This is a genomic window from Gilliamella sp. LMG 34359 (assembly GCF_984569085.1).
In genome coordinates this window covers 1,051,494-1,075,700 of the sequence record NZ_OZ474906.1, presented here as the reverse complement: position 1 = coordinate 1,075,700, position 24,207 = coordinate 1,051,494, and the positions used below count along the sequence as shown (strand labels likewise).

Genomic DNA, 24,207 nt, shown 5'->3' with positions numbered 1-24,207 from the left:
CAAATAGGTAAGATCAATTGTTAGTAATTGATAGCTCAGCTTGACTAAATTTAGCTAATTCTAATTTTTTATGGCAACTTAAGGTAAATAAAAAGCCGACTAAAAATCCTACCATTACAGCTGCTATAAACCCCCAAAATGCCACCCCCATAAATACCGGCAATGTAACCAGTCCAGGGAAAGCAAATGACATTGCCGAATTAGCAAAATAGCCCGTCATAGCACCACCAATCGCACCGCCAAGGCAGACACCTATCATCGGTTTTTTAAGTGGTAAATTAACCCCATACATGGCGGGTTCAGTAATGCCAAATAACGCTGATATTCCTGCTGAAAAACAGATAAATTTGAATTGTTTATTTTTAGCTAACAAGAATACGGCAAACGCTGATCCTGCCTGAGCAAATACAGCTGGTCCCATCATGGCGAGAATCGTATCAAATCCATTTAAGTTAATATTATTTAAAGCCAGTGGGATTAAACACCAATGAAAACCAAAAATGACCATTAACTGAATAAGACCACCCAATATAAAGCCAGCTAAAATCGGACTGGTTTGATAGACCGATTGATATCCAATTGCCAGATATTTACTAATCCCAACCCCTAATGGTCCCAATGTGGATAATGTTAAAGTAGAAATAAGAATAATACTAAGTAGTGGTGTTAAAAAGCCACTCACAACATCCGGTAATATTTTCTTAAACAATAATTCAACATAATGCAAAATGCCAACTGCTAATATGATCGGAATCACGCTAGCACTATAGGTAACTGGATAAATAGTTAAGCCGATAAAGTTAATCGTCTCACCTTTATCTAACATCTCAACAAGACTTGGATAAAGTAAAATTCCAGCAATAACCACCGCGGTATAAGGGTTAGCTCCAAATTTTTTAGCTGAAGTATAAGCAAGTAGCATCGGTAAAAAATAAAAAAGACTATTTGCCATTGCATGTAAAATTTTATAGGAGTCACTTTCCATAGCGATACAATCTGTAGTTTGCAAAATAGCTACGATTCCAATCAAAATACCACATGCACATAATTGATTAACAAACGGGAGAAAAATACCCGATATGCCATCTATCAGTACATCAATAACCACTAAAAATTTAGCTTTTGTAGGGGGATTCACTTCATCAATGGTGATTGTGTTCATCATGATTACCTCAAATTAAAATAGTAACTCGGCAGCACCAACTATGCCGAAATCATCGCCTAATTCAGCTTCTTTAAAATAGACAGATAAATCACAATGATTCAAATCATTAAACATACTCTTAACTGGATCAAATAATTTATCACCAATATTTAACAATCCGCCACCAAGCACAAAACAGTTAATATTTAATGCTGAATAAAGGTTATAAAGCCAAACTGCCATATATTTAGCCATTTGATCTATCGCCCAAATAGATAATGAATCGTCTAAATCATAAGCCTGACTAATATGTAACACATCAATAGCATCGTGCGAACCTGCCATATCAAGCATAATGGTTTTATGACCTTCAAGGATCTTTTGTTTAACATGTTTTACAATCATCGCACCAGAACAATACGACATAAGACAACCACGATTACCACAGCCACATTCAATGCCTTCCCCTGGTGTAGCAATCATATGACCAGTCTCTCCAGCCCAACCATAGCGACCACGAAATAGCTTATTATCAATAATAATCCCTGTTGAAATACCAGTACTGACAGGACAATAGAGCATATGTGTAAAACCACGACCTGCGCCATTACGGTGTTCAGCTAAAGCAGCAGTATGCGCATCGTTATCAAGCATAATTCGAATATTACCGCCTAATTTTTTATATAAATAGCTACGCGCAGGGAAATCTTTTATCTTTGGTAAGTTTGCCGTTTTCATAATACGGCCTTCTTCATAAAAAATATAAGAAGGCATACCTATGCCAACACCGCGTAGATTGGAGTAATGAATCTGGTGTTGATTAAGAATAGCATTCACATTATCAGCAATTTCATCAAAAAAAGCTTGTCCATCTAAATTTGCATTAGTCGGTAATTTATTTTTAAAGATGAGATTTTTATTGCTATCAAAAAGTCCATATGCAGTTTTAGTACCACCAACATCAATCCCAATAGTAAAATTATTCATGTTATTCCTCATTATTACTTGTCTCTTTATTTTTGATTAAAACATAAATAACTTTCGATCGAAAGATTAACGACTTACAAATGAATATTTTAATTTTAAAAATGTGATCTAGATCTTAATTTTAAATTTTATGCTCAAAAATGTGATCTAGATCACAGACGCTTTCGTTCGAAAGTTATTATTATGTATCAAAGCTAAGGGAGCAATGTATGATTTTTAATTTACAACGATATTCCACTCATGATGGACCCGGAATTCGAACAGTTGTCTTCTTGAAAGGTTGTTCTTTAGGGTGTTTTTGGTGTCAAAATCCAGAAAGTCAATCGGCTAAGCAAGAAATCCTGTTTGATGAAAGGCTCTGCATTAGTGATTGTGATCTTTGTTCTGCATCTTGCCCAAATTTAATCAAAAAATCAAATGGACACATTCAGATTAATCGAAAAGCAGCCGAACAAACTGATTATCAAAAAATACAAAACGTTTGTCCTAGCTTAGCATTAACTGTATGTGGTGAATCACTATCAGTACAGGATGTGATGCAAACTATCGATAGGGATAGTCCGTTTTATCAACGTACCGGTGGTGGCGTAACTTTGTCGGGTGGTGAACCTTTTATGCAACCTAAATTAAGCCAAGAAATACTTGCTGCTTGCAAACAACAAGGCTATCACACTGCGGTTGAAACGTGTTTGCATGTGCCATGGAAAAATATTGAAGCGTCATTGCCATATTTAGATCTTTTCTTGGCGGATTTAAAACATACTGACGAATCGATTTTTTATGCTTGGACCAAAGGTTCAGCTAAACGGATTTTAAAAAATTTTCAGCACTTAGCAAAGACAAACAAAAAGATCACTGTCCGAGTGCCATTAATTCAAGGATTTAATGCTGATGAGAAATCGATAAAAAGTATTGTTGATTTTGTTGCTAACGAAATACCGACAGATGAGATCCACTTTTTACCGTATCACACATTAGGTATCAACAAATATAAAATGCTCGATCTGCCATATCATGCACCTAAAGAGCCACTAAACGACGCAAATATCATCGATTTTGCAACCCATTACGCCCAACAAAAACAGTTAACCGCTGTTTTACGAGGATAACCAAGGAGAACCTTATGTCTACTCTAGACCTGACTACTGTCACACCAAGGATCCAAGCACATAAAAATGCATTGATTCATATTATTAAACCACCGATTTGCGTAGAACGCGCAGAGCATTATACCGAATCTTACCAAGAACATTTGGCACAACCCGTGGTATTACGTCGTGCTTATGCTTTAGCCAATCACCTAAATAAAAAAACAATTTGGATAAAACACGATGAATTAATCGTGGGTAACCAAGCTTCTGCACCAAGAGCGGCACCCATATTTCCTGAATATACTGTTGGTTGGGTAGAAAAAGAGATAGATGTATTAGGTGATCGCCCAGGCGCAGGATTTGAAGTCACCGAACATGACAAGGAAGTCTTACACCGCGTTTGCCCATGGTGGCACGGTCAAACGGTACTTGATCGCTGTTATGCATTATTCAGTGATGAACACAAATCATTACTCGATACTGTGATGATCAAAGCCGAAGGGAATATGAACTCAGGTGATGCTCACCTTGCCGTTAATTTCCCATTTATTCTGGAAAGAGGCATTGATGGTATTATTGATAAAATTAAGGAACGTCGTAGTCGCATTAATACCACTGATTTTGATGATTTTCATAAAGATCACTTCCTAAAAGCATCAGAAATCTCCATGCTAGCCATGAGTAAATATATTGAACGTTATGCTCAATTAGCCCGTGAAATGGCAACGAAAGAAGAACGTTCATGGCGTAAAGATGAACTATTACAAATTGCTAAAAACTGTGAGGTTATCGCTCATAAACCACCAGAAACATTCTGGCAAGCTGTTCAATTATGTTATTTTGTCATGTTATTGTTACAAATCGAATCAAATGGACACTCGGTATCGTTTGGACGCATGGACCAATATCTCTCTTCATGGTATGAAAAAGATGTTGATCAAGATAAAACATTAACTCGCGAAGCAGCCATTGAGTTATTACACAGCTGTTGGTTGAAACTATTAGAAGTCAATAAAATCCGTTCTGGTTCACACTCTAAAAGCTCAGCCGGTAGCCCGATGTATCAAAACGTGACGATTGGTGGTCAAAAACTGGTCGATGATGTACCTGCTGATGCAGTAAACTCATTATCTTATGCTATTTTAGAGTCTTGTGGACGTTTAAAATCCACCCAACCTAACTTAAGTGTCCGTTATCATGCCGGAATGAGTGATGACTTCTTAGATGCTTGCGTACAAGTTATCCGTTGTGGCTTTGGTATGCCAGCGTTTAATAATGATGAAATCGTTATTCCTGAATTTATTAAACTCGGTGTCGAACGCCAAGATGCTTATGAATATTCAGCAATCGGTTGTATTGAAACAGCAGTACCGGGTAAATGGGGTTATCGCTGCACAGGGATGAGCTTTATTAACTTTGCACGTGTGGCATTAGCGACATTAGAAGGTGGTAAAGATGCAACCAGTGGTGTGGTTTATTTACCACAAGAACAAGCCTTAAGTAAAAATAACTTCAAAAGTTTCGACGAAGTCAAAGCACAGTGGGATAAACAAATTCGCTACTATACACGAAAATCAATCGAAATTGAGTATGTGATTGATACTATCCTAGAAGAAAATGCGCATGACATTATCTGCTCAGTATTAGTCGATGATTGTATCGAACGCGGTAAAACCCTTAAACAAGGTGGCGCGAAATATGATTGGGTATCCGGTTTACAAGTCGGACTGGCTAATACCACTAACAGCTTTGAAGCGGTTAAAAAATTGATTTTTGATGAGCACACCATCAAACAGTCCGATTTAGCTAAAGCATTAGCGGAAAACTTTGCCGGCTCTGCGGGTGAACAATTACGTCAACGCCTACTTAATGGTGCACCAAAATATGGTAATGATAATGATGAAGTAGATTATCTTTTAGCTGAACTATATAACTACTATATTGATGAGTTAAAAAATTATCGCAACCCTCGCTATGGTCGTGGTCCAATTGGTGGTACTTATTACGCTGGTACTTCCTCTATCTCTGCCAATGTGCCATTTGGTGCCCAAACTGCGGCAACACCTGATGGACGTAAAGCATGGACACCGTTAGCCGAAGGTGCTAGCCCATCATCTGGTACGGATACCTTAGGACCAACAGCAGTATTTAACTCATTAGGTAAATTACCAACGGATAAGATTCTTGGTGGCGTGCTGTTAAACCAAAAACTCAACCCATCCACTTTAGACAATCCGCGTGATAAGTTAAAACTGATGATGATGTTAAGAACATTCTTTGAAGTGCATAAAGGATGGCATGTTCAATATAATGTTGTTTCACGTGATACATTACTTGCAGCGAAAGCGCATCCGGATCAATATCGTGACTTAGTTGTCCGTGTTGCTGGTTATTCCGCATTCTTTACTGCCTTATCACCTGATACTCAGGATGATATTATCGCCAGAACAGAACACGTTATCTAATTAATAGCTAATTTATAAACCTCAGCAATTTAAAGACCTACTCTTGTAGGTCTTTTTATCATTTAATCATCAATATAAATTTAAGATAAAATTATTTTGTCACAAACGGTTGGATCCACATTTGCTTATTTTTAAAATCAATTTTAACTCTGTTTTTACTTAAAAAGTCAGCGCCTAATAATCCGTCAGATTGAAATTCATTAGGAAATGAATCAATTATTATTGGCAGAACGCTATCATTCGCGACATTATTCACATCAAGTGATATAGATTTAAAATTATCTTCAGGATCGCTTATTTTTATTGATTCTGGTGAAAGTGATTGTTCTTTGATAAGTGATACCGTTGCTCCGGTATCTAAAACCATTTTATAATTCTTGATACCGTCAGACAGAGTGACGACCAAACCTTCATCATTTAAATCAAAGGGGATAGCAACCCAATTTGGATTTAAGTCGGTTGAAGTATCATCGGATATAGTTAAATTACTTTCAGGATAATTGATAGTTAATACATAATTATCAAACAATTTAAGGCCAATAACAGCTTTAAATGCACTGCTATCCTCACTATTATCATTATCCATCGGATCACTCGAGATAAATAATCCCCAGTCTTTATATTCAACCACTTGCACATTATTAAAGATAAAAGAATTTAATTCTAACTTGTTGACAATAAATGATTTAAGTTCTGTGACACCCCCAGAAAGATCAATCGTTCTGATTTTTTCAGAGTTTTCCGTTTTATTAGCAATCTTATTAATTAAATCCATTGGTAGATGTAAAGCTATTTTCGAACCGGTATCCAACGTCATGGTAATTTTTTCACCTTGAAAATCCATCATGATTAAAGGTAAATTATATTTGCTATCAAAAGTTAGATCCCAAGTGACTTGAGCACTTTGTGCAAAGTGGCTGATAAACAGCATGATTAGCAATAATATTTTTTTATTCATTGAACTATCCTCATTGTATTCTTATTCCTAATATCTCTTTTCAATTTGAAATTACTAAAAATGTTTATTATTGATCCTTTATTTTTTAGCCATTTTAATCGTTATTAATTGATATACAACAATACAATTTCTATATCATGACTTTGTGTTTGCTACCACTGATTATTCATTGTTTTTTGAGGTAGGATCAACAGAAACAGAAAATGAGATTAATGCCAAAATAAAATCGAATTTATATATCTATCCAAAAAACGATAGGCATCTTTTTTTGTTTTGCCACTTTTATAATGACAAATGCCATGTAATTCATTACTATCTTTCCTTACGTGTTTATATCGATATTGATATATGGATATGGCGGTTTTATAACAGGTGACTATATTTATAACAGGTAATTATGCTGTATTTAATGAATGAACGACAACAAGAGATTATTTATAAAGTTAATGAACTCAATCAAGTTAGTGTCAATGAGTTAGCTGAACAATTTAATGTTTCTGTTGTGACCATTCGTCATGATCTCAATTTTTTAGAGCAAAACGGTTATTTAAAACGCGAGCATGGTTATGCCGTAGCAATCGATAGTGATAATCTTGACGCTCGCATGAAGATTAAATTCCCGTTAAAGCAAAAAATAGCTGAATACGCCGCCTCACTCGTCAATAACGATGAACATATCTTTATTGAAGGGGGGAGTACCAACGCCCTACTCGCCAGACATTTAGCCTACACGCGTCGTATCACCCTAATTACCTCAAGCTACTACATCGCTCAATTGCTAAAAAATACCGAATTAAAAGTGGTGGTCATTGGTGGCGAATATCAAAAGAAGAGTGAAAGTGTGGTCGGTGAACTTGCTTGCCTTGCGATAAAACATCTCCATTTTGACAAAGCATTTATTGGTATTGATGGCTTTTTACCGGATACTGGGTTTTCTGGTCGAAACCAAATGCGGACTGAGTTAGTTAATACCATATTAACCAAGCCTAGCGAAAACATCATCATCACTGATTCATCAAAGTTTGGTCAAAAACAGCCATATCAATTATCGCCACTCGAAGCCATTCATCGGGTAATTACTGATCAGGCAATTAACATTGAAGATGAGCAGTATCTAACCGCGAAAAATATTATTGTTGATAAAGTTATTTAGTTAAACAGCAAAAGTCGCTGCTATTAAAGATAATAGACAAAAAATCATAATTAAATTTGAACGCAGATATCTTATAGTGTCTCATAATGAGAAAATGGCCTCTGTTAACTCCACTTAGGTTTTATCAATACAACTGAGGATTAATACCCTGAATAAAAACCATTTTTTGCAAAAATCTAAGTGTGTCGCTTAATTTACTTGACCGCTATAGGTCTGGAGCATTCGTGAGCCAAGACAGTTGTGGTGATTAAGATCTCCTTGAGCTTGTTAAGTAAGGGATTATCGCCATCTCGTCGGCTGATAAGTGACAGCGGAACCGTGCAGTTGGTTTTAAGAGGTTTATAGGTGACCTGTGGAAAATTCGGTAGCTGAAGTACTGTAGGTAACACACAGATACCACGCTGCGCTTGAACCAGAGCCAGAACGGCGATCGGGTCGGATTTGGCGATGACGGTTTGCGGATGAAGACCAATTAGATTTTTAACTACATCAACGGCCTCACCATCACTATTGGCAAGTTCGATAAACGTTTCTTCCTTGAGGTCTTCAAGTTCAATTACCGATTTGGAAGCAAGTACATGACGAACCGACATACCCACAACTACTGGCAATTTTGCAAGTTGATGCACTCGAAGCGTCTGCTGATAATTTTCAAGGACAGGGGCTAGTACACGAAGTCAACCTTATCGGTCATAAGCCTCTCATTTTGTTCCCATGGCTCGATTTGTTGCAGCACTACTTCACCTCAGGCATGACATCCTCTATTCGGGTGAGAGCTGATGTCAGAATACCAGAATGAACAGCGATGATGGCTGAATAACCAATCCGTACGCGCCCCATAAGGCCTTGGCTAACGCGGCACGCAGTTTCCATCGCGCGTTCAATATGTTCAAGTGCTTGATTTGCCTCTCCGAGAAACACCTTACCCGCTTCGCTAAGCGTCACACCCCGACGATTGCGATTGAGTAAGCGGCATCCTACGGTTTCCTCAAGGAGCAGCATTTGCTTGCTCAGCGCCGACTGGACGATGTGCAGACGCTTCGCCGCTCTGCCAAAATGCAGCTCCTCAGCCAGTACGACGAAAGATTTCAGATGACGGAGTTCCATTATTACCTCTTGGAATTACAGGGGGAACATAATGTCATTAGACATTATATGGACCGACTTTTATTATTGTCAACAACATACGACACTCAAAAAGGATCTGCTATGACTAAATCAAAACAGTCTCCGACAATACTTCTATCTTGCGTTGCTACTAGCGAATCAATAAGCCGACGACGCTTCCTGAGCGCTATGGGCATCGCCGGCGGAGCGCTTGCTGTCAGCCAGTTCGGTTTGCCATTCATCGGAAAGCCAATTAGCTCGGCGTTTGCAGCAGCATCAAAAAATGAGGTTCCTTTTTCCGAAAAGCTACCGCTACGCGTCTATGGCAATGATGCTTACCCGACCTACTTCCGTCGTCCATTACCTTTGGATGCACCTCGAGTGCGTTATCCCGGCTTCAAGCCCGGATCAGAAATTCTGCGTAAAGGAACAATTCGACGTGAGGGCGCGATGCCATTACCCTGCGACATTATGTTTGAGCGTGATGTGGCGATCACCCTACGTGATGGTACAGTGATCTACACGGATGTTTTCCGTCCTGTCGGCGATGCTATCCATCCGGCAATTCTCGCTTGGAGTCCATACGGCAAAGAGATTGGTGGTCAATGGTTGGACGAAATTCCAGAACGATATGGCGTTAAATTAAGTATGACGTCTGAAATGATGAAATGGGAAGGTCCTGACCCAGCCTACTGGGTTAATGCTGGTTACGCCGTGATCAATCCCGACATTCGTGGTGCCTATCGTTCAGGTGGAAATATCGTCGGTTGGGGTCGGCAGACCGCTGAAGATGGTTGCGATGTAATTAACTGGATAGCAGATCAAAGTTGGTCTAATGGTAAAGTCGGTATGGCTGGTAATAGCTGGCTGTGCGTTTCGCAGTGGTTTATCGCAGCAGAACAACCGCCACACTTAGCTGCTATAGCTCCGTGGGAGGGTTGCACCGATATTGCTCGCGGTGATTTTCTTCGTGGTGGCATTCCTCGCACCGCATTCCTGGAAGCGCTAATCCAAAGCTTTGGTGGTGAGCACTTTTTGGAAGATATGCCGCGCATGGCTGCGACTGAACAGGATATGACGCCTTACTGGGCAGATAAAGCTGCACGCCTTGAACGCATCGAAGTCCCGGCCTACATCGTTGCCAGCTACGATAATGTTGCTCATACATATGGAACGTTTGATGCGTGGCGCAGAATTTCTTCCAAAGAGAAATGGTTACGTGTTCATAATACCCAGGAGTGGCCGGATTTCTATGATCCTGCTCACCAAGCCGAGCTTAAACGCTTTTTCGATCGATATCTAAAAGGCGAGAAAAATGGCTGGGAAGAAACACCAAAAGTTCGTATCTCGGTTCTCGATCCCGGCCATCAGGATGAGGTTGACCGCATTGTCGAGGAATTTCCTCCAAAAGGTTATGAGCATATCAAGCTTCATCTAACTGATACCTCTTCATTGACAGCCACATCATCCCCAAAACCCGGTGTGGTTTCTTACAAGGTGGATGGTGGCTCAGCTACCTTTTTAATGCCGATCGAGTATGAGGCAGAGCTTATTGGCTACAGCAAGCTTCGGTTGTTTGTCGAAGCTGATGGGGCGGATGATATGGATCTTACCGTTTATTTAGAAAAAGTGGATTCTGCGGGGCGAACCATTATTCGCGAGACCTATCCCGGTGGCGCAGCACCGACCCGTACGGCAAGTTATCTGAGGGTTTCACGCCGAGCTCTGGATCCTGTCCTCTCAACTGAAGCAGACCCAGTACTTCTTTTACAAGGGGAACAGCGACTTTCACCTAAAGAAGTGGTACCAGTTGATATAGGTATCTGGCCGTTGGCAATGAAGTTTCATCCAGGTGAACAGCTGAAACTGACGATCAAACCTTTCCGCAACGATCCCGTCAACCTACCTTTCGGACAGGCGGCGATTGATCTGCCGAAGAACAGCTTTACGTTTGAACCCGGTACGCAGCCGGAGATGATCCATCTGGTTGGTGGTGGACCAGCAACGATGCCGGCATGGGCCAAGGCGCAAGAGGTGATGCCGCTGTCTCGTAACAAGGGGATTCACCATATCCATTTCGGTGCAGAGCGTGACAGTTATCTCCTTGTACCGTTGAAGAAACTTTAAATTGACCAATACTAACGGGTTCCATGCCCAAAAAGAGGAAATTTCTAATGACCAATATACTTCGTGAACAATTAATCGGGGCGTGGCGTCTAGTAAGTTATATAGAGCGACCGCGAGACGGTTCGCCGATACGCCAACCTATGACCGATCGGCCTCAAGGGTTGATCCTTTACACGCCAGATGGCTACATGTCGGCACAACTCTGTGCTCCAGAACGCTCGCATTTTACATCAGGAGACTGGTTCGTTGCTTCTCCTGAGGAGTTCAAAGCGGAAGCAACCACCTATATCGCCTACAGTGGTCCATGGCAACTTGGCGAGCAACCCGGAACGATCATTCACGGCATGGATGTATCGCTTTTCCCAAACTGGTGTGGTTAACGGCAGCTACGCCGAGCACGCATCGAAGGTGACCGCCTCTTCCTTTCTTCAGTCGAGCCAGTAAGTTCTGGCGGTATTGAAATCGATGCAACACTAGAATGGCAAAAGTGCAGCAGACAAATTTAGTGGACTATTAGCCAAATCCTGAGGTTTGTTACAGGTAATTGTCGTGGCATAAAAATAGAGATAAGAAAGCTATTTGGAGAATAATAGAAAAATTTTTTTCGACATTAAGGTTTGGTTTCAATTGACTTAATTCGCTATAACCTATAAATTAGATCTGCTACTTTTTCTTATAAGGACTTAGCTTGATTCATAGCTATACTTAATAAAAAAGGCGGTATTTTAAAGAGAACTTTAGAATTTTTTATACTTAATTACCGCAATTCTTTCTTGTGTGGTTCAAGAGGTTAACAAGAAAGGAAATTGATTCGGTGTGTAAAATTTGCAGCATTCCTGCTTAAAGAATGAAAGTAAGAATCGAATGTCATATTCCATTATCAGATGGTGTTGCGTTCTCTAAGGAGGTATTCTTGAAACCGTTAGATTGTCCTATCAGTCCACTCTCTTTGGTCAAAGACATTAACTCAATACTTAGTAATCACGGTATCACTAAAACTATTACTTCGTCGAATATTACGATAACCGATAAAATAGTTAGTGATTGTGTAAAGCAAGATCAAGTTTTATCAGATTTAATTGTGGACTCTATCTGGCCATCTATAAATTCTTTAACTGTCTATCACTATACATCTAAAGAAAATGCTGAATCAATCCTGAAAAATAATGAGTTTCGTTTATATAGTTTGCTCAGAAGATTTGATGAGCAAGAAATTGAAACATTTTGTAAAAATCATGAACTCTCTGGTTATCTAGATAGTCTTGATGGAGTGGATGGAGAACCAGTGTATAAAGAACTAATGAGCAATATGTACTATGCATCTTTTACTGATACAAACCTGACAGTCGATCAAGAACAGTACTTTTGGAAAACATTCGCGCCTAATGAAGGCGTGAGGCTCAAACTTAGAGTGATAGCGAAAAATCCAAATTTTCGGAAAATGGTGTATGAAAAAACAAAAGGAAAACCGTTAGATTTATTATATGATCTGACACAGTGTATTAAAAATAAATATAAAAGAAATTTTGTGTTATCTGGAATCTCTAGGCTGTGTGCATTCTATCTAGCAAAAGATTTTGACGTTGAAAACGAATATCGTGTTTTATACAGATCTTGGAGAGAAATCGATCCAAACCTTAAAGAAGATAAGAAATATAAATATATAAGAGTTCCTCTCGGACCAATGAATAATTTTGATTATCAATTTGATATCATGGAAATTCAATCTGATACAGATCTTATTATTCCTTCTCAATACAACGTTGTGCCTCGAGATATATAACAGCCAAAAACTCTCTGCTAGACGTTAACTATAAGGGTTAATCACAATATAAGAGTAATGTTTTTAAATTAATGTTAACAAACGTAAGAATTTTACTATGGCAAAGTTGCAATAATAACATCCATTGTTGACCGTTATTGTATTAAGATTCAAACTTCCATGAAGGGATTTTTTGACGACTATGCAAAACACGTAGATGTGAACACATTCGGCTTTCTTAATGTAAAAAATAATATAAGCAAAGTTTGTGAATACCCAAGTTTTAAATTTGGACATTTAACTCATAGACAAACCAGTTTGATCCAATAGCCGGATGGTCTCTAATATAACTATATCCTGTAATCAATTCATCCTATACCTTATTAACTAATGCTTAAGATTTTCCTTCATAATAAACAATAGTCTGTTCAACATCTTGTTCGGTATTTTTTTAGATAAACATTTTTGCCATTATCTAGTCTATCCTTTCTATCCTTCTATTCTGCGTTTTAATAAAACCAAATGGTTTTCCTTAATAACTGAACCGTTGGTGAGTTAACCCCTTCCATAATTAAATCTCTCAATTATTTACGCGCAAAATCTTTATGGATAAGCGCTTTGATATATTCACTATGAGTACTATAAAAACTTTTTTAAACTCTTTGCTCAACGTCAACACGTTGTGATTATGGTGGTGGAATATTCATTGTACTCATTTTAGATACCTCTCTAATAATCTTGGCAAAAATCGCCAAGATTGATGAAAATCATAATGTTTTTTGAATAAAGCTATTTATTTATGATTTATAAAACAAGCTGAATATGCTGCGATTATATAAATACCTATAAATTTTGGATGAAAGAACAACAAGCTAATGACAAACACAATTATTTACAGATGATACATCATTGAGAAACCGATAGGATTAAAAGGATGATAGATTATTGTGTAAACTATTTTCTTAAATCGATGAGTACCTACGATTTATGCAGCCTGATAATCGTTGTGTTTTAGGGTGTGGCGGTTATTAAAGTCAAAAATAAATAATTTTAGATAAGATGATTGAGATTTATTGACTAATTGTCAGTCATAGCTTTTTGTGCTCAACTCAATCAAAAGAGTGGAAAGCTAAGTTAGCGAGTATGATCAATATCATTGATAATTAAAAAGAAATACTAGTTATCTCTATCTGATTCTATATAATAGATTATAGGAATTATTCAAGGGTTATTATTAAAGGTTTTTGCGCATGACAAATCAGTTTAATAAACCACGTTGGCTACGTGATCTATTAAGGTTTTTGCCGTTAAAAAGTCAGTTTGTATTGTCGGGTAACATTAGGGATTTACAAGCGTGTGAAGTGGCTCCTGAAGTTATTACACCACAGACATTTGAGTTAACTTTGTATCGTGCTCTTCGTGAAGTAGGATATAGTCAAGTACTTATTTGGAATCCTTTACTGGGGTTTTATGGTTTACAAACGCCTGATTTACCAGCTGTTAGTATTGATGAGTTATTACATCAAATAGGATTAATACCTGAAGGAGGACGAGCCGCTGCGGGCATTGATTCATTGGCAAACACTTTAGAAAACGTTGTTAATCTTAATAATGACGAACCTGTGGCATTAATTATTGATTTTGCCTCACAGCTAACCATTCGTGCTAATAACCTCACTGCCGCAGAGCATCAACTGTTTACCCGAGCATTAGTCCTCTCCCATCAAGCGCGTGCAAGACCTGCCGGAACAAATCGTAACCCTTTTTTTAATACACTAATTTGGTTGGTAGAAAAAGAGGGGGATTTACCTGACTGGTTATTAGTAAATAATCCACGAATTCGTCATATTCCAGTTTCTAAACCAGACAGCACCTTTCGTCGAGCATTAGCCTCTGCATTAATAAAAGGCCTTTCTGGTTGGCAACAAGCCACTCCAGAATTGCTGGCGAAAGCGGAAGCAACCTTTGTTAATAGCACCGAAGGCATGTTATTGCTTGATATGAATGCTATTACCACATTAGCGAGAGTTGAGGGATTGACCATTAATGATATCTCTGATGCCGTAAGACGTTATAAAGTAGGTGTAACCGAAGACCCTTGGCAGAAAATCGAACGGCAAAAAATAGAACAAGCTGATGACTTTGTATATCAACGAGTTAAAGGACAAAATCATGCGGTTGTCCATATGCTCGACATTATAAAGCGGGCGATTACGGGAGTAGGCGTTAACCGAAAAGGCAATAGACCCCGCGGAGTAGTTTTTTTAGCAGGTCCAACTGGTGTAGGTAAAACAGAGCTTGCCAAGACAATTACCAGTTTACTCTTTAATGATGAAAGTGCTTATATTCGCTTTGATATGTCTGAGTTTAGTTCAGAATTTTCAGATCAGCGCTTAATTGGTTCACCTCCCGGTTATGTGGGATATGATGTAGGGGGAGAGCTAACTAATGCAATACGTGAAAAACCGTTTAGCGTTGTATTATTTGATGAAATAGAAAAAGCTCATCCTCGTGTTATGGACAAATTTTTGCAGATTTTAGATGATGGTGTTCTTACATCAGGGCGAGGTGAGCGTGTTTATTTTTCAGAAGCACTCATTATTTTTACATCCAATCTTGGAATTTATAAACTGAGCGAAACAGGAGAGCGTATTGCTAACGTATCTGCACATGACCAATTTGATGATGTTCAAGAAAAAGTTAAAAATGAAATTGAGCGGCATTTTAAATTTGTCTTAAATCGCCCGGAAATCTTAAATCGAATAGGCGAAAATATCATTGTATTTGACTTTATTCGCCCTGATGTAGCAGAGCAGATATTCCAACAAATGATTGATGGTGTGATTGAAGATTTACAAACACAAGGGGTGATTTTATCTTTTACTCCAGAGGCATTACAAAGTTTGAAGAAGATTGCTTTAGCTGATCTATCAAATGGCGGTCGAGGAATACGTAATCAGATTGAGGCTCATTTATTAAATCCATTGGCTCGTGAGTTGTTTAAGTTAAACCCTCAAGCAGGTCAATCATTAGTGGTTACTCAGTTGCAAATGGGTCGATTAACCTTGGAGTAAATGGTGTTAACAGTTGGTATATCGCGCGTTCATTTTCCTGTGACAACACTAGGGCCGGGTAGGCGACTAGGTATTTGGTTTCAAGGCTGTAGTTTACGTTGTGAGGGATGTATTTCAGTTGATACTTGGGCAACTGCAAAAACGTTTATTCCCATCGATAAACTGATGATGGGGCTCTCCACTTACCTGCCTTTGGTTGATGGCATTACTATTTCTGGCGGCGAACCCTTCGATCAATTTGATGCCTTGTTAGCCATTGTGACCCAGTTACGAGAAAAAACCAAAGTTGATATTTTAGTGTATACCGGCTATAGCATCGAAGATATCAACGATCAGTTACAACAGATTAAACCTTATATTGATGTATTAATCAGTGATCCTTTTCAACGACAAAGTTCACAAACTTTAAGGTTAAGAGGCAGTGATAATCAACGCTTACACTGTTTTACATCACAAGCAAAAGAAAAATTTGCTTATTATCAACAAGCCGTGACAACTGAGGATAAAGTATTAGATGTCATGTTTGATGCAGAAGGTGTCATCTGGTTCGCAGGCATTCCTAGACGTGATGATTTCATAAAATTAGAAACCCTTTTAAAGCGGCAAGGACACCAATTAAAAGTGACCGCTGACAAAGTAAAGAATTAAGGATTTTAGCATGGCGATGATGCGGTTTTGTCCTAATTGTCAAACCGAGCGATCTCTTCAAGAGATTTTTTGTGAAGGAACTATCAATGGTCAACCCTGCGGTTGGGATTTGTCAGCCGTTACTATTAGTGAAGCAGGATGGCGCCCGCAAAGTGTTGTAACGGTTAATGATGTGTTACCACAAAATCATGTAGCGCTCTGTGTTAATGGTCATATCATGGAGGCTGGTGATTTAATTTGCATGGAGTGTGGTGCAGATTTAGCCGAGACAACCGAGATAGATAGTTCAGAAAATAGAGAACAACTACCTTCTGACCAAGAAGAACACGTAACCGACGCCCAAATTACGACCATTGATGATTGGCAATTACTGCAACTCATTAACCAAACTGATGGAGTGTGTCAACGTTACTTAGTCAAAAGATTGCATGATGAAAAACGGGCGGTATTAACACTTTATCATGCTGGTGCTGAGCCTAATATTGAGGTGTATGAGGTGTTACGTAACCTGCCTCGTGAACATGTGCCAGAAATTATTGCTAAAGGTCGTTGGAACGATCAGGCTTATGTTGTGGCAGAAGAGTTAACCGGTGGTATGTTAGCTGACCTTGGTATGGTCATAAATGACATGGATACTATTCGTCATGTCATGACTGAGTTAGGTCAAGCACTCAATACATTTACCGCTGCAGGTTTACGTCATTGTGATTTACGACCAAATAACTTATTAGTACGTACCAAAGAGCCTTTGGATTTGGTGATCACAGGCTTTGGTTCAGCTAGGCTCTCCGAATTTGATTTAGAAGTCATATCGCCTTTGGCAACTACCTTTTATACCTCACCAGAAGTCGTCGCCGGTGGTGTAAGTGTTGCTTCCGACTGGTGGAGTTTGGGCATGATTCTACTGGAGCAATTGACCCAAGGTAATTGCTTTGTCGGACTTAACACCCAAGCATTTATCATTCAAGTATTGGCCAATGGTATAGATATACCAACCACTTTAGATCCACGGTTACAGTTACTATTAAGAGGACTGCTGACCAAAGACCATCATCAGCGTTGGCAATGGCCTGAAGTTCAAGCATGGATTAATGGCGAAGCGGTAGAAGCCGCCGAAAATTTGCCATCGACGGTGCAAGAAGTTGATCTTGATAAGAGTATTTTCTTAGCAGGAAAAAGCTACCATAGAATTAAATTATTTGCGTTAAATGCGGCTAACCCAGTTAATTGGCAGGAAGCAACTGAGCTTTTGTCCCGAGGTAATTTGATTACATGGTTGGAGCAAACAGCTTTTGACGCAACTAACTTAGCTACTATTAGAGAGGTGATGCGTAAGCAGGATTTAACCCCAGATATGCAATTGATGGTGGTTTTAAAGATCTTAAATCCAGATATGCCGCTCATTCTCAACGGTGATATTGTCACACCAAATTGGCTATTGCAACATCATAATGACGGTTACCAGCTTATTACAGGCGTTATTCCAAGCTTACTAAAAACGTCTGAAGTGTGGTTATGGCGTTTACATGAGCGAGCTAATGTGGTTCGCCAGCGCGCATTAAATTTACAAATAAAACTTGATGAAGAAATTTTAAGAATTCATTTGTTATCAGCTTCACGAGCCCAATTAGCCGCGTTATGGTTAGAGAAAAATGCCCTGTTTCCCGCTGCGAATAATGCGGGGATATTGTCATTGTTAGAGCGACGAACCATTAGCGAAGAAGATTTAATTGTTTTACTCAGTGCTGAACTTGGGCAGTTTAAATCCTTAGATACCGTCATTAAGGAGTCACGAGCATTAGGAAAAAAATTGCGTATTGATATAGCTGATGATGAAGCGTTAACAGCGTTAATCGCCAAGCCTCGTTTAACACTTTATCAACAGCTAAATGAAAGGATCACCGGATTTGCCAGCACAGGTTTGGATGAAGTAGATCAGTGGGCAGAACAATACCGCCTTGAAAAACGCATGCCATTATCAAGGTTGTTGGTTTTATTAAGTATTGCACCAGAAAAATGGGTACAGCCACATAAACGGCAGTATACCTCACAGATTATTGATTTTTTCCATAAAAAAGTCACTACATCTATCTTGCAAGGTCCTTTGGTGAGAATGCGCCTAGGAATGTACACTGCACGTGTCGATATTCATTTATTGGGTACCCAAGCAACGTCAGCGAGTAAATTGCTCGATCATATTGTTCAGCGCAATAACCGACAGCAAGCCATCGATGTAGCCGCTTTTCAAGCCAACAACTTCATAGAGTATCAGTTGCGTAATTTACACCGTCAATCCAATCTCTATAAAAGAGATACCGGAATTGATGGATTATACATGGGATTCCCCTTTTTACTTTATCAAGAGCCTAATAGCTATCGACTACCTCGTATTGCTCCGCTATTACTTTGGCCGATTAAACTCAATTATGATATGGGCACTCGCAATCGTATTACGTTAGCTTTTGATAATGAACGTGAAGAGATTAGAGTTAATCCTGCATTAGAAGGCATATTAGGAAAGGCGTTGTATGAGAATTGTAAAAACGTTATAGATGAGTTACTCGCTAGATCTGCACTGACGACACTTGAAGTCATGGATGCCTTGGCTACTTTAGGGCATGTATTGTCTCAACAAGTACAAAACCTACCTATTAGCGTTGAAGCTGAGCGTGGTGAATTGTGCTTTTCATGTTCAGCGGTCTTATTTGATGTAAACTTCTTAGGTCAATCCATCGGTGAAGATCTTAATCGCTTAAAGAAATTATCACCGGTTAATACCGCATTAGAGACAGCACTGCGATTAAAACCTTATCAAGCAGTTGCACAGACTCCAGAAAAACCTGAAGAGTTAGATCGCTATTTTTCAGTAGCTAGTGACCCTTCGCAAGAAAATGCCGTTTTACAAGCCAGACAGCAATCAGGGCTATTAATTGAAGGACCACCAGGGACAGGTAAAAGCCAGACAATTGTAAATATGGTGGGTGATGCGATTGGCCAAAATAAAACCGTGTTGATAGTTTGCCAGAAAAAAGCCGCCTTAGAGGTCGTCTATAAACGCTTAGTCGCCGAAGGACTAGATGCACGCAGTATTATGATCAATGATATTAATGCGAATAGAAATTCTGTGATTAATAGTATCCGTGAACAACTGGATTTATTATTTAAATCTCCTAAAAGAACCGATTGGATCGAAAAACGTAAACAAGTTGCCGCCCAAATTACCGATTTAGAAAATCGTTTAGATAGTTATCATCAGGCACTACATCAAACAGACCCGCAAACACAGTTAAGTTATAGAGAGTTACTTGCTGATTTAATTGGCATAAGTCAACACTATCAGTTATTTGCGGCGCCTCAGTTAAGATCGGTGCTAAGTGATTGCAATCCACAACAGTTAATGGCTTTGAAAAATGAGTGTGCACCGTTGGTGCGTTTTTGGTTGCCAGCCAGTTATGAAAATAGCCCATTAATTCATCTAAAAGCATTTTCCCATGATTTAGCAACGCTAGAGGATTTTAAAAAATTCTTTAGCTATTTTTTAACCGTTGAACAACTAAGAATCAATAAGTTGAGTAGCAGCGCGCGGTTTGAAATAGACAATCCCAAACCCTACCAGCAATGGATTGAAACTGAGGGAAATCATTTTCTAACCATTTCAGAAAGTATTCGATCGCGGTTAGTTAAATGGTTAATTTTGTTTAAACAAAGTGCCCAGACTTCGGCTGAGCTAGACGGTGACTCACTGATAAGGCAACTGACTCTACTGCAAGAGCGCTTAGCTCTGTTAACTGAAAGCAGTTGGTGTAATTTATCGCTTAGACTATGTTTACTAGAGTCTGATGTATTAAATGATTTAACAAACAAAGCAAGACTGATGGTCATACCTAAGCCTTGGTATAGTTTTTTAAGTATTAAACGCTATAAAGCAAAACGAACGTTATTAGCTTATTTAATATCACAAGGCGAACTGCCGAATGTAGAGGCTATTGTTAAGCTTTATAATGCTTTGGTGCTTGAACAAGAATATCGCCCCATTCGTCAAGAAATACAGGCGATTTTCGCTAAACTACAACTGCCTGTGCCTGACAACCATAGCAATATTAATATTAAAAATGCTGTCAATGAAACATTAATAAGTTTACAAGAGGTAAAAAAGTGGGCAGAAAGGATTATGGCTGCCCCGCACAGTGAAGAAGTGGAAAAGTCAGTTCTACAAAGTAAAGTGGCATTTCAACACTTATTAAATGATTATCATACCGCTTTTGAAAGATATGCTGCACGCAAAGCCTCATTAGAGGCATTACTGCCGTTAATAAATTATTTTGAAGATGCATTCTATGCAAACTGCAAAACAGCCATCGAAAACAATGCTGTTTCACCTATATTACTGGTAGAAATTAACCGTGTACTTGATACCCTTGAAGCTTACCAATACTTTAGAAAACGAGTTCCGCAATTATCAACCAAAGCGATGAAATTGTTTGAACGTTTAAGGCATTATCAGCAAGAGTTAAGCAATTTAGCTGTGACTGCGCTCGATAAAAGTTTTAGACAATTATTAGATTATGAGGCTAAACAGACATGGAAAACCCGTATTGAGCAAGACAACCCCGTACTGCTCACTAATGAGGATGAAATACAACAACAAATTCAGGCTTTAGCTACGGCCGATCAAAAGATCCGCGAGTTAAATAAGACTCTGTTTAGGCACAACATTCCTGTCAAAAAGTTAGCGAGTGCTAGACAATGGGAGGATATCACACGATTAACCGGGCAACGCGCAAGAAGATTACGCGAGTTTATCGAGCAAGGAGAACCGTTAGGACTCATGAGTTTAAGGCCTATTTGGTTAATGAATCCCGATATTGTGAGCCGACTATTACCATTAAAATCAGGCTTATTTGATGTGGTTATTTTTGATGAAGCCTCTCAAATGCCGATCGAATATGCAATACCAGCACTTTATCGCGGTAAAGCAGCGGTCGTCAGTGGCGATGAAAAGCAAATGCCACCTAGCTCTTTCTTTAGTTCTCAAGTAGAGCTTGAGGAAGATTTAGATCTAAACTTAACCGCTGAATTAACCGCTGAAGAGCAGCAAGAGGTATTGCAAGGTCAATGGAACTCAAAAGAAATTATGGATTGTCCTGATTTATTGCAACTTGCACGTTCGGTGTTACCTACCACGAGCTTACAAATTCACTATCGTTCGGCATATCGAGAGTTAATCGATTATTCAAATGCTGCTTTTTATATGAATCAATTAAATATACCGGTTCGTCATCCTTTAGATACGATTAAACAAGCTCAGCCTATAGAATATATTTGGGCAGATGGTGTCTATGAACAGCAAACCAATCTTAAAGAAGCCCAAAAAGTGGTTCAAGTAGTATCGAAAATTTGGCAACACTCTTTGGATGAACGTCCTTCTATAGGCGTTGTTACCTTTAATAAAAAACAGGCAGATTTAATTGAGAAACTCTTTTATGAAAAAGCCGCTGACGATGAAAAGTTTGCCTACATCTATAAAGAAGAAAATCAACGGATGGATAGAGGCGAAGATATGTCCATTTTCATTAAAAATGTTGAAAATGTACAGGGCGATGAGCGTGATATTATTGTATTTTCGACAACCTTTGGCTGTAATGAGAAAGGAATTTTTAGACGTAATTTCGGTGTATTAAGTCAACAAGGGGGGGAAAGACGGCTCAATGTTGCCATTACACGAGCTCGTAAAAAAGTCGTTCTGGTCTCCTCTATGCCAATAAACGATATTTCTGACATGTTATCCGGTAAACAGATCGCCACTAACCCAAGAGATTATTTACAATGCTATTTAGCTTATGCTAAAGCGCTATCAGAGGGTCATTTTGACTATAGTAACGATTTACTTAATCGAGTTGCAGGCAATAGCCAGCTTGTTCTTGAAAACGCTGAGACTAAGCAACAAGATGCCTTTCTGGATGATGTTGAAGCCTTTATCCAGTCTTTGGGTGTTGGATATATGCGACAATCCTGTAATGACGTATTCGCGCTTGATTTTGCGATTGAGGATCCGGCGACCAAACTCTACAGTATCGGCATTGAATGTGATGCCCCGATTAATCCATTATTAACCCATGCTCGAGCTCGTGATATTTGGCGACAATCAGTTTTAAAACAGGCAATTCCTAACATTTTACGCATTTCATCACGTAATTGGTATGCAAATAAAGAACAAGAAAAGCAACGTTTAAAAACGTTAGTTGAAACAGTATTAACACCTGAGGTAAGTCAATGAGTGGACCAAAAGTTGTCAGAATTACTACGAAACAAGAAATCACGGCTACCTGTAAAGGCCATTTAGCCCGTCTTGATCAAGCGATCAAACAATGGCAAAAATCGATGGTCAAGCTGGGAGAAACAGATGAAAATTATTATGAAGCGATCCTTGCAACACGAAAAAACTTTGATCAGATGTTTGAAGAGAAACTTTTCTCAGAAATACCCAAACAGGTTTTGGTGGCAATATCCAATCTAGACGATGATATTGCTAAACGTCGACAATTAAAGATAGCAGCGAAAAGCCAGCATGCTATTGAAGTAAAGCAAGCCAAAGAAAATATCAAAGCTCTGGTTAATTTATTAAATCATAAACAAATAGCTATCTCAGATGAATTCAATAACGAATTACAGGCTGCAATTAAAGGAAAATATCAGGGTAATATTAATCAGCTTTTAACTAAAGCCTTTAGTTTACTCAAACCTAACAACACCACAGAACTATCACAACAGCAACAAGCTTTGTTAAATCGTATGGTGGAAGATAATACCACGCAAACCTTTGCAAGTTGGCTAGAAAAACATCATATTGAATTACAGAAAGATCCTTATATTCAAAAAATTGAACACTATCTTGCTGAATTATCATTTGAGCAAAGAGAGATTTATGAGGTATTTATTGAGCGTTCAAATGCCATTGAGCAACAACCAGTAGATAGCCGTCAAAAACTACTGCTTGATAGTATTGTGCTAGACTTGGCTCAAGCAGTTAAAGAGGCCAAGGAGAGGAATGCATTACAGACACAATTGGAATTATTAATAGCTGAATTAAATCAAAAAACAGTGGAACCTTTAGATTTTGATTTAAATACACTTGATACGATTAATATTAACCAATTGAAAGAATTAATTGATAACTGTGAACAAACACTGGCACAAATAACCGAAAAAAACGTAGCAACTTACAGACAACAAGCTATTTTGCAAGGATTGGCTAGTCTTGGCTATGAAGTTCGACATGGTATGGATACTAAGTGGGTGAAAGATGGACGATTAGTTTTACGTAATCCTTCTACACCAGGCTACGGTATTGAGTTAGCTGGTAAAGCAGAAGCTGCACGCATGCAGATACGAGCAGTTAAATTGACTGGCGAAAATAATCAACAACGTGATAACGACATAGAAACCCTTTGGTGTGGTGATTTTCATAAGTTACAGCAATGGTTAGCCAAACAAGGTTCATACTTAACAATTGAAAAAGCATTACCTGTTGGTGCTGTGGCGCTAAAATCTGTTACAACCACTGAAAATGATGCTTTAGAAGGAACGACATCGCAAACAACATTAACTTCTACCAAAAGATAGATAACGACTGGTTTATAAACTAACCATATGTCGTTTATACAAATCGATAATCAGCCACTGACATAACC

Annotated in this window: 14 protein-coding genes and 1 pseudogene; 10 read left to right on the top strand and 5 right to left on the bottom strand. The window is 38.7% G+C overall.

Annotated elements, in window-relative coordinates; genetic code table 11:
- Positions 1-13: 13 nt before the first annotated feature.
- Both AC5LXV_RS05005 and AC5LXV_RS05000 read right to left on the bottom strand, forming a co-directional pair.
- Positions 14-1,162, bottom strand: coding sequence for a PTS transporter subunit EIIC (locus AC5LXV_RS05005; protein WP_110424196.1), 1,149 nt, complete (start codon positions 1,160-1,162; stop codon positions 14-16).
- A 15-nt stretch (positions 1,163-1,177) separates the two neighbouring features.
- Positions 1,178-2,131 (bottom strand): ROK family protein, encoded by a 954-nt coding sequence (locus tag AC5LXV_RS05000; protein ID WP_493467534.1) that lies wholly within the window; start codon positions 2,129-2,131, stop codon positions 1,178-1,180.
- A 209-nt stretch (positions 2,132-2,340) separates the two neighbouring features.
- Here AC5LXV_RS05000 and AC5LXV_RS04995 point away from each other — a divergent pair, with 209 nt between their 5' ends.
- Together AC5LXV_RS04995 and AC5LXV_RS04990 are read left to right on the top strand one after the other, a co-directional pair.
- Complete coding sequence (locus tag AC5LXV_RS04995; protein ID WP_110454241.1) at positions 2,341-3,240, top strand: glycyl-radical enzyme activating protein; 900 nt, start codon at positions 2,341-2,343, stop codon at positions 3,238-3,240.
- A gap of 14 nt (positions 3,241-3,254) precedes the next feature.
- A complete protein-coding gene (locus tag AC5LXV_RS04990) occupies positions 3,255-5,687 on the top strand; it encodes a formate C-acetyltransferase/glycerol dehydratase family glycyl radical enzyme (protein WP_493467533.1) in 2,433 nt (810 codons plus the stop codon).
- A 91-nt stretch (positions 5,688-5,778) separates the two neighbouring features.
- On the opposite strand, the gene AC5LXV_RS04985 is transcribed toward AC5LXV_RS04990, so the two are convergent.
- The gene (locus tag AC5LXV_RS04985; RefSeq protein WP_493467532.1) at positions 5,779-6,645 is read right to left on the bottom strand and encodes a hypothetical protein; all 867 of its coding nucleotides are present in this window, start codon (positions 6,643-6,645) and stop codon (positions 5,779-5,781) included.
- Between the two features lie 409 nt (positions 6,646-7,054).
- On the opposite strand from AC5LXV_RS04985, the gene AC5LXV_RS04980 reads away from it, so the two are divergent.
- Positions 7,055-7,798: a DeoR family transcriptional regulator gene (locus AC5LXV_RS04980; protein ID WP_493451898.1), complete on the top strand. Its 744-nt coding sequence runs from the start codon at positions 7,055-7,057 to the stop codon at positions 7,796-7,798.
- A 194-nt stretch (positions 7,799-7,992) separates the two neighbouring features.
- On the opposite strand, the pseudogene AC5LXV_RS04975 reads toward AC5LXV_RS04980, so the two are convergent.
- A pseudogene (locus tag AC5LXV_RS04975) lies at positions 7,993-8,430 on the bottom strand (LysR substrate-binding domain-containing protein); the annotation flags it as partial.
- 103 nt (positions 8,431-8,533) lie between these two features.
- The gene (locus tag AC5LXV_RS04970) at positions 8,534-8,905 is read right to left on the bottom strand and encodes a LysR family transcriptional regulator (RefSeq protein ID WP_493467531.1); all 372 of its coding nucleotides are present in this window, start codon (positions 8,903-8,905) and stop codon (positions 8,534-8,536) included.
- A gap of 102 nt (positions 8,906-9,007) precedes the next feature.
- Here AC5LXV_RS04970 and AC5LXV_RS04965 point away from each other — a divergent pair, with 102 nt between their 5' ends.
- From AC5LXV_RS04965 to AC5LXV_RS04935, 7 genes are all read left to right on the top strand, one after another.
- On the top strand, positions 9,008-11,032 hold the full coding sequence (locus AC5LXV_RS04965; RefSeq protein WP_493467530.1) for a CocE/NonD family hydrolase: 2,025 nt from the start codon (positions 9,008-9,010) through the stop codon (positions 11,030-11,032).
- A gap of 47 nt (positions 11,033-11,079) precedes the next feature.
- On the top strand, positions 11,080-11,412 hold the full coding sequence (locus tag AC5LXV_RS04960) for a lipocalin-like domain-containing protein (RefSeq protein ID WP_493467529.1): 333 nt from the start codon (positions 11,080-11,082) through the stop codon (positions 11,410-11,412).
- A gap of 533 nt (positions 11,413-11,945) precedes the next feature.
- A complete protein-coding gene (locus tag AC5LXV_RS04955) occupies positions 11,946-12,815 on the top strand; it encodes a hypothetical protein (RefSeq protein WP_493451843.1) in 870 nt (289 codons plus the stop codon).
- Between the two features lie 1,229 nt (positions 12,816-14,044).
- Positions 14,045-15,868, top strand: a complete 1,824-nt coding sequence (locus AC5LXV_RS04950; protein ID WP_493467528.1) for an AAA family ATPase — start codon at positions 14,045-14,047, stop codon at positions 15,866-15,868.
- A complete protein-coding gene (locus AC5LXV_RS04945) occupies positions 15,869-16,516 on the top strand; it encodes a 4Fe-4S single cluster domain-containing protein (RefSeq protein ID WP_493451845.1) in 648 nt (215 codons plus the stop codon).
- A gap of 10 nt (positions 16,517-16,526) precedes the next feature.
- The gene (locus AC5LXV_RS04940; protein WP_493467527.1) at positions 16,527-22,793 is read left to right on the top strand and encodes a protein kinase domain-containing protein; all 6,267 of its coding nucleotides are present in this window, start codon (positions 16,527-16,529) and stop codon (positions 22,791-22,793) included.
- Positions 22,790-24,139: a hypothetical protein gene (locus AC5LXV_RS04935; protein ID WP_493467526.1), complete on the top strand. Its 1,350-nt coding sequence runs from the start codon at positions 22,790-22,792 to the stop codon at positions 24,137-24,139. Before AC5LXV_RS04940 ends, AC5LXV_RS04935 begins: the two co-directional genes overlap by 4 nt.
- Positions 24,140-24,207: the final 68 nt, after the last annotated feature.

Coding starts and splice junctions, on each gene's coding strand:
- AC5LXV_RS05005 (WP_110424196.1), bottom strand. CDS start 1,162: ATGAACACAATCACCATTGATGAAGTGAATCCCCCTACAAAAGCTAAA.
- AC5LXV_RS04985 (WP_493467532.1), bottom strand. CDS start 6,645: ATGAATAAAAAAATATTATTGCTAATCATGCTGTTTATCAGCCACTTT.
- AC5LXV_RS04990 (WP_493467533.1), top strand. CDS start 3,255: ATGTCTACTCTAGACCTGACTACTGTCACACCAAGGATCCAAGCACAT.
- AC5LXV_RS04965 (WP_493467530.1), top strand. CDS start 9,008: ATGACTAAATCAAAACAGTCTCCGACAATACTTCTATCTTGCGTTGCT.
- AC5LXV_RS04945 (WP_493451845.1), top strand. CDS start 15,869: ATGGTGTTAACAGTTGGTATATCGCGCGTTCATTTTCCTGTGACAACA.
- AC5LXV_RS04935 (WP_493467526.1), top strand. CDS start 22,790: ATGAGTGGACCAAAAGTTGTCAGAATTACTACGAAACAAGAAATCACG.
- AC5LXV_RS04995 (WP_110454241.1), top strand. CDS start 2,341: ATGATTTTTAATTTACAACGATATTCCACTCATGATGGACCCGGAATT.
- AC5LXV_RS04940 (WP_493467527.1), top strand. CDS start 16,527: ATGGCGATGATGCGGTTTTGTCCTAATTGTCAAACCGAGCGATCTCTT.
- AC5LXV_RS04970 (WP_493467531.1), bottom strand. CDS start 8,905: ATGGAACTCCGTCATCTGAAATCTTTCGTCGTACTGGCTGAGGAGCTG.
- AC5LXV_RS04980 (WP_493451898.1), top strand. CDS start 7,055: ATGAATGAACGACAACAAGAGATTATTTATAAAGTTAATGAACTCAAT.
- AC5LXV_RS04960 (WP_493467529.1), top strand. CDS start 11,080: ATGACCAATATACTTCGTGAACAATTAATCGGGGCGTGGCGTCTAGTA.
- AC5LXV_RS05000 (WP_493467534.1), bottom strand. CDS start 2,131: ATGAATAATTTTACTATTGGGATTGATGTTGGTGGTACTAAAACTGCA.
- AC5LXV_RS04950 (WP_493467528.1), top strand. CDS start 14,045: ATGACAAATCAGTTTAATAAACCACGTTGGCTACGTGATCTATTAAGG.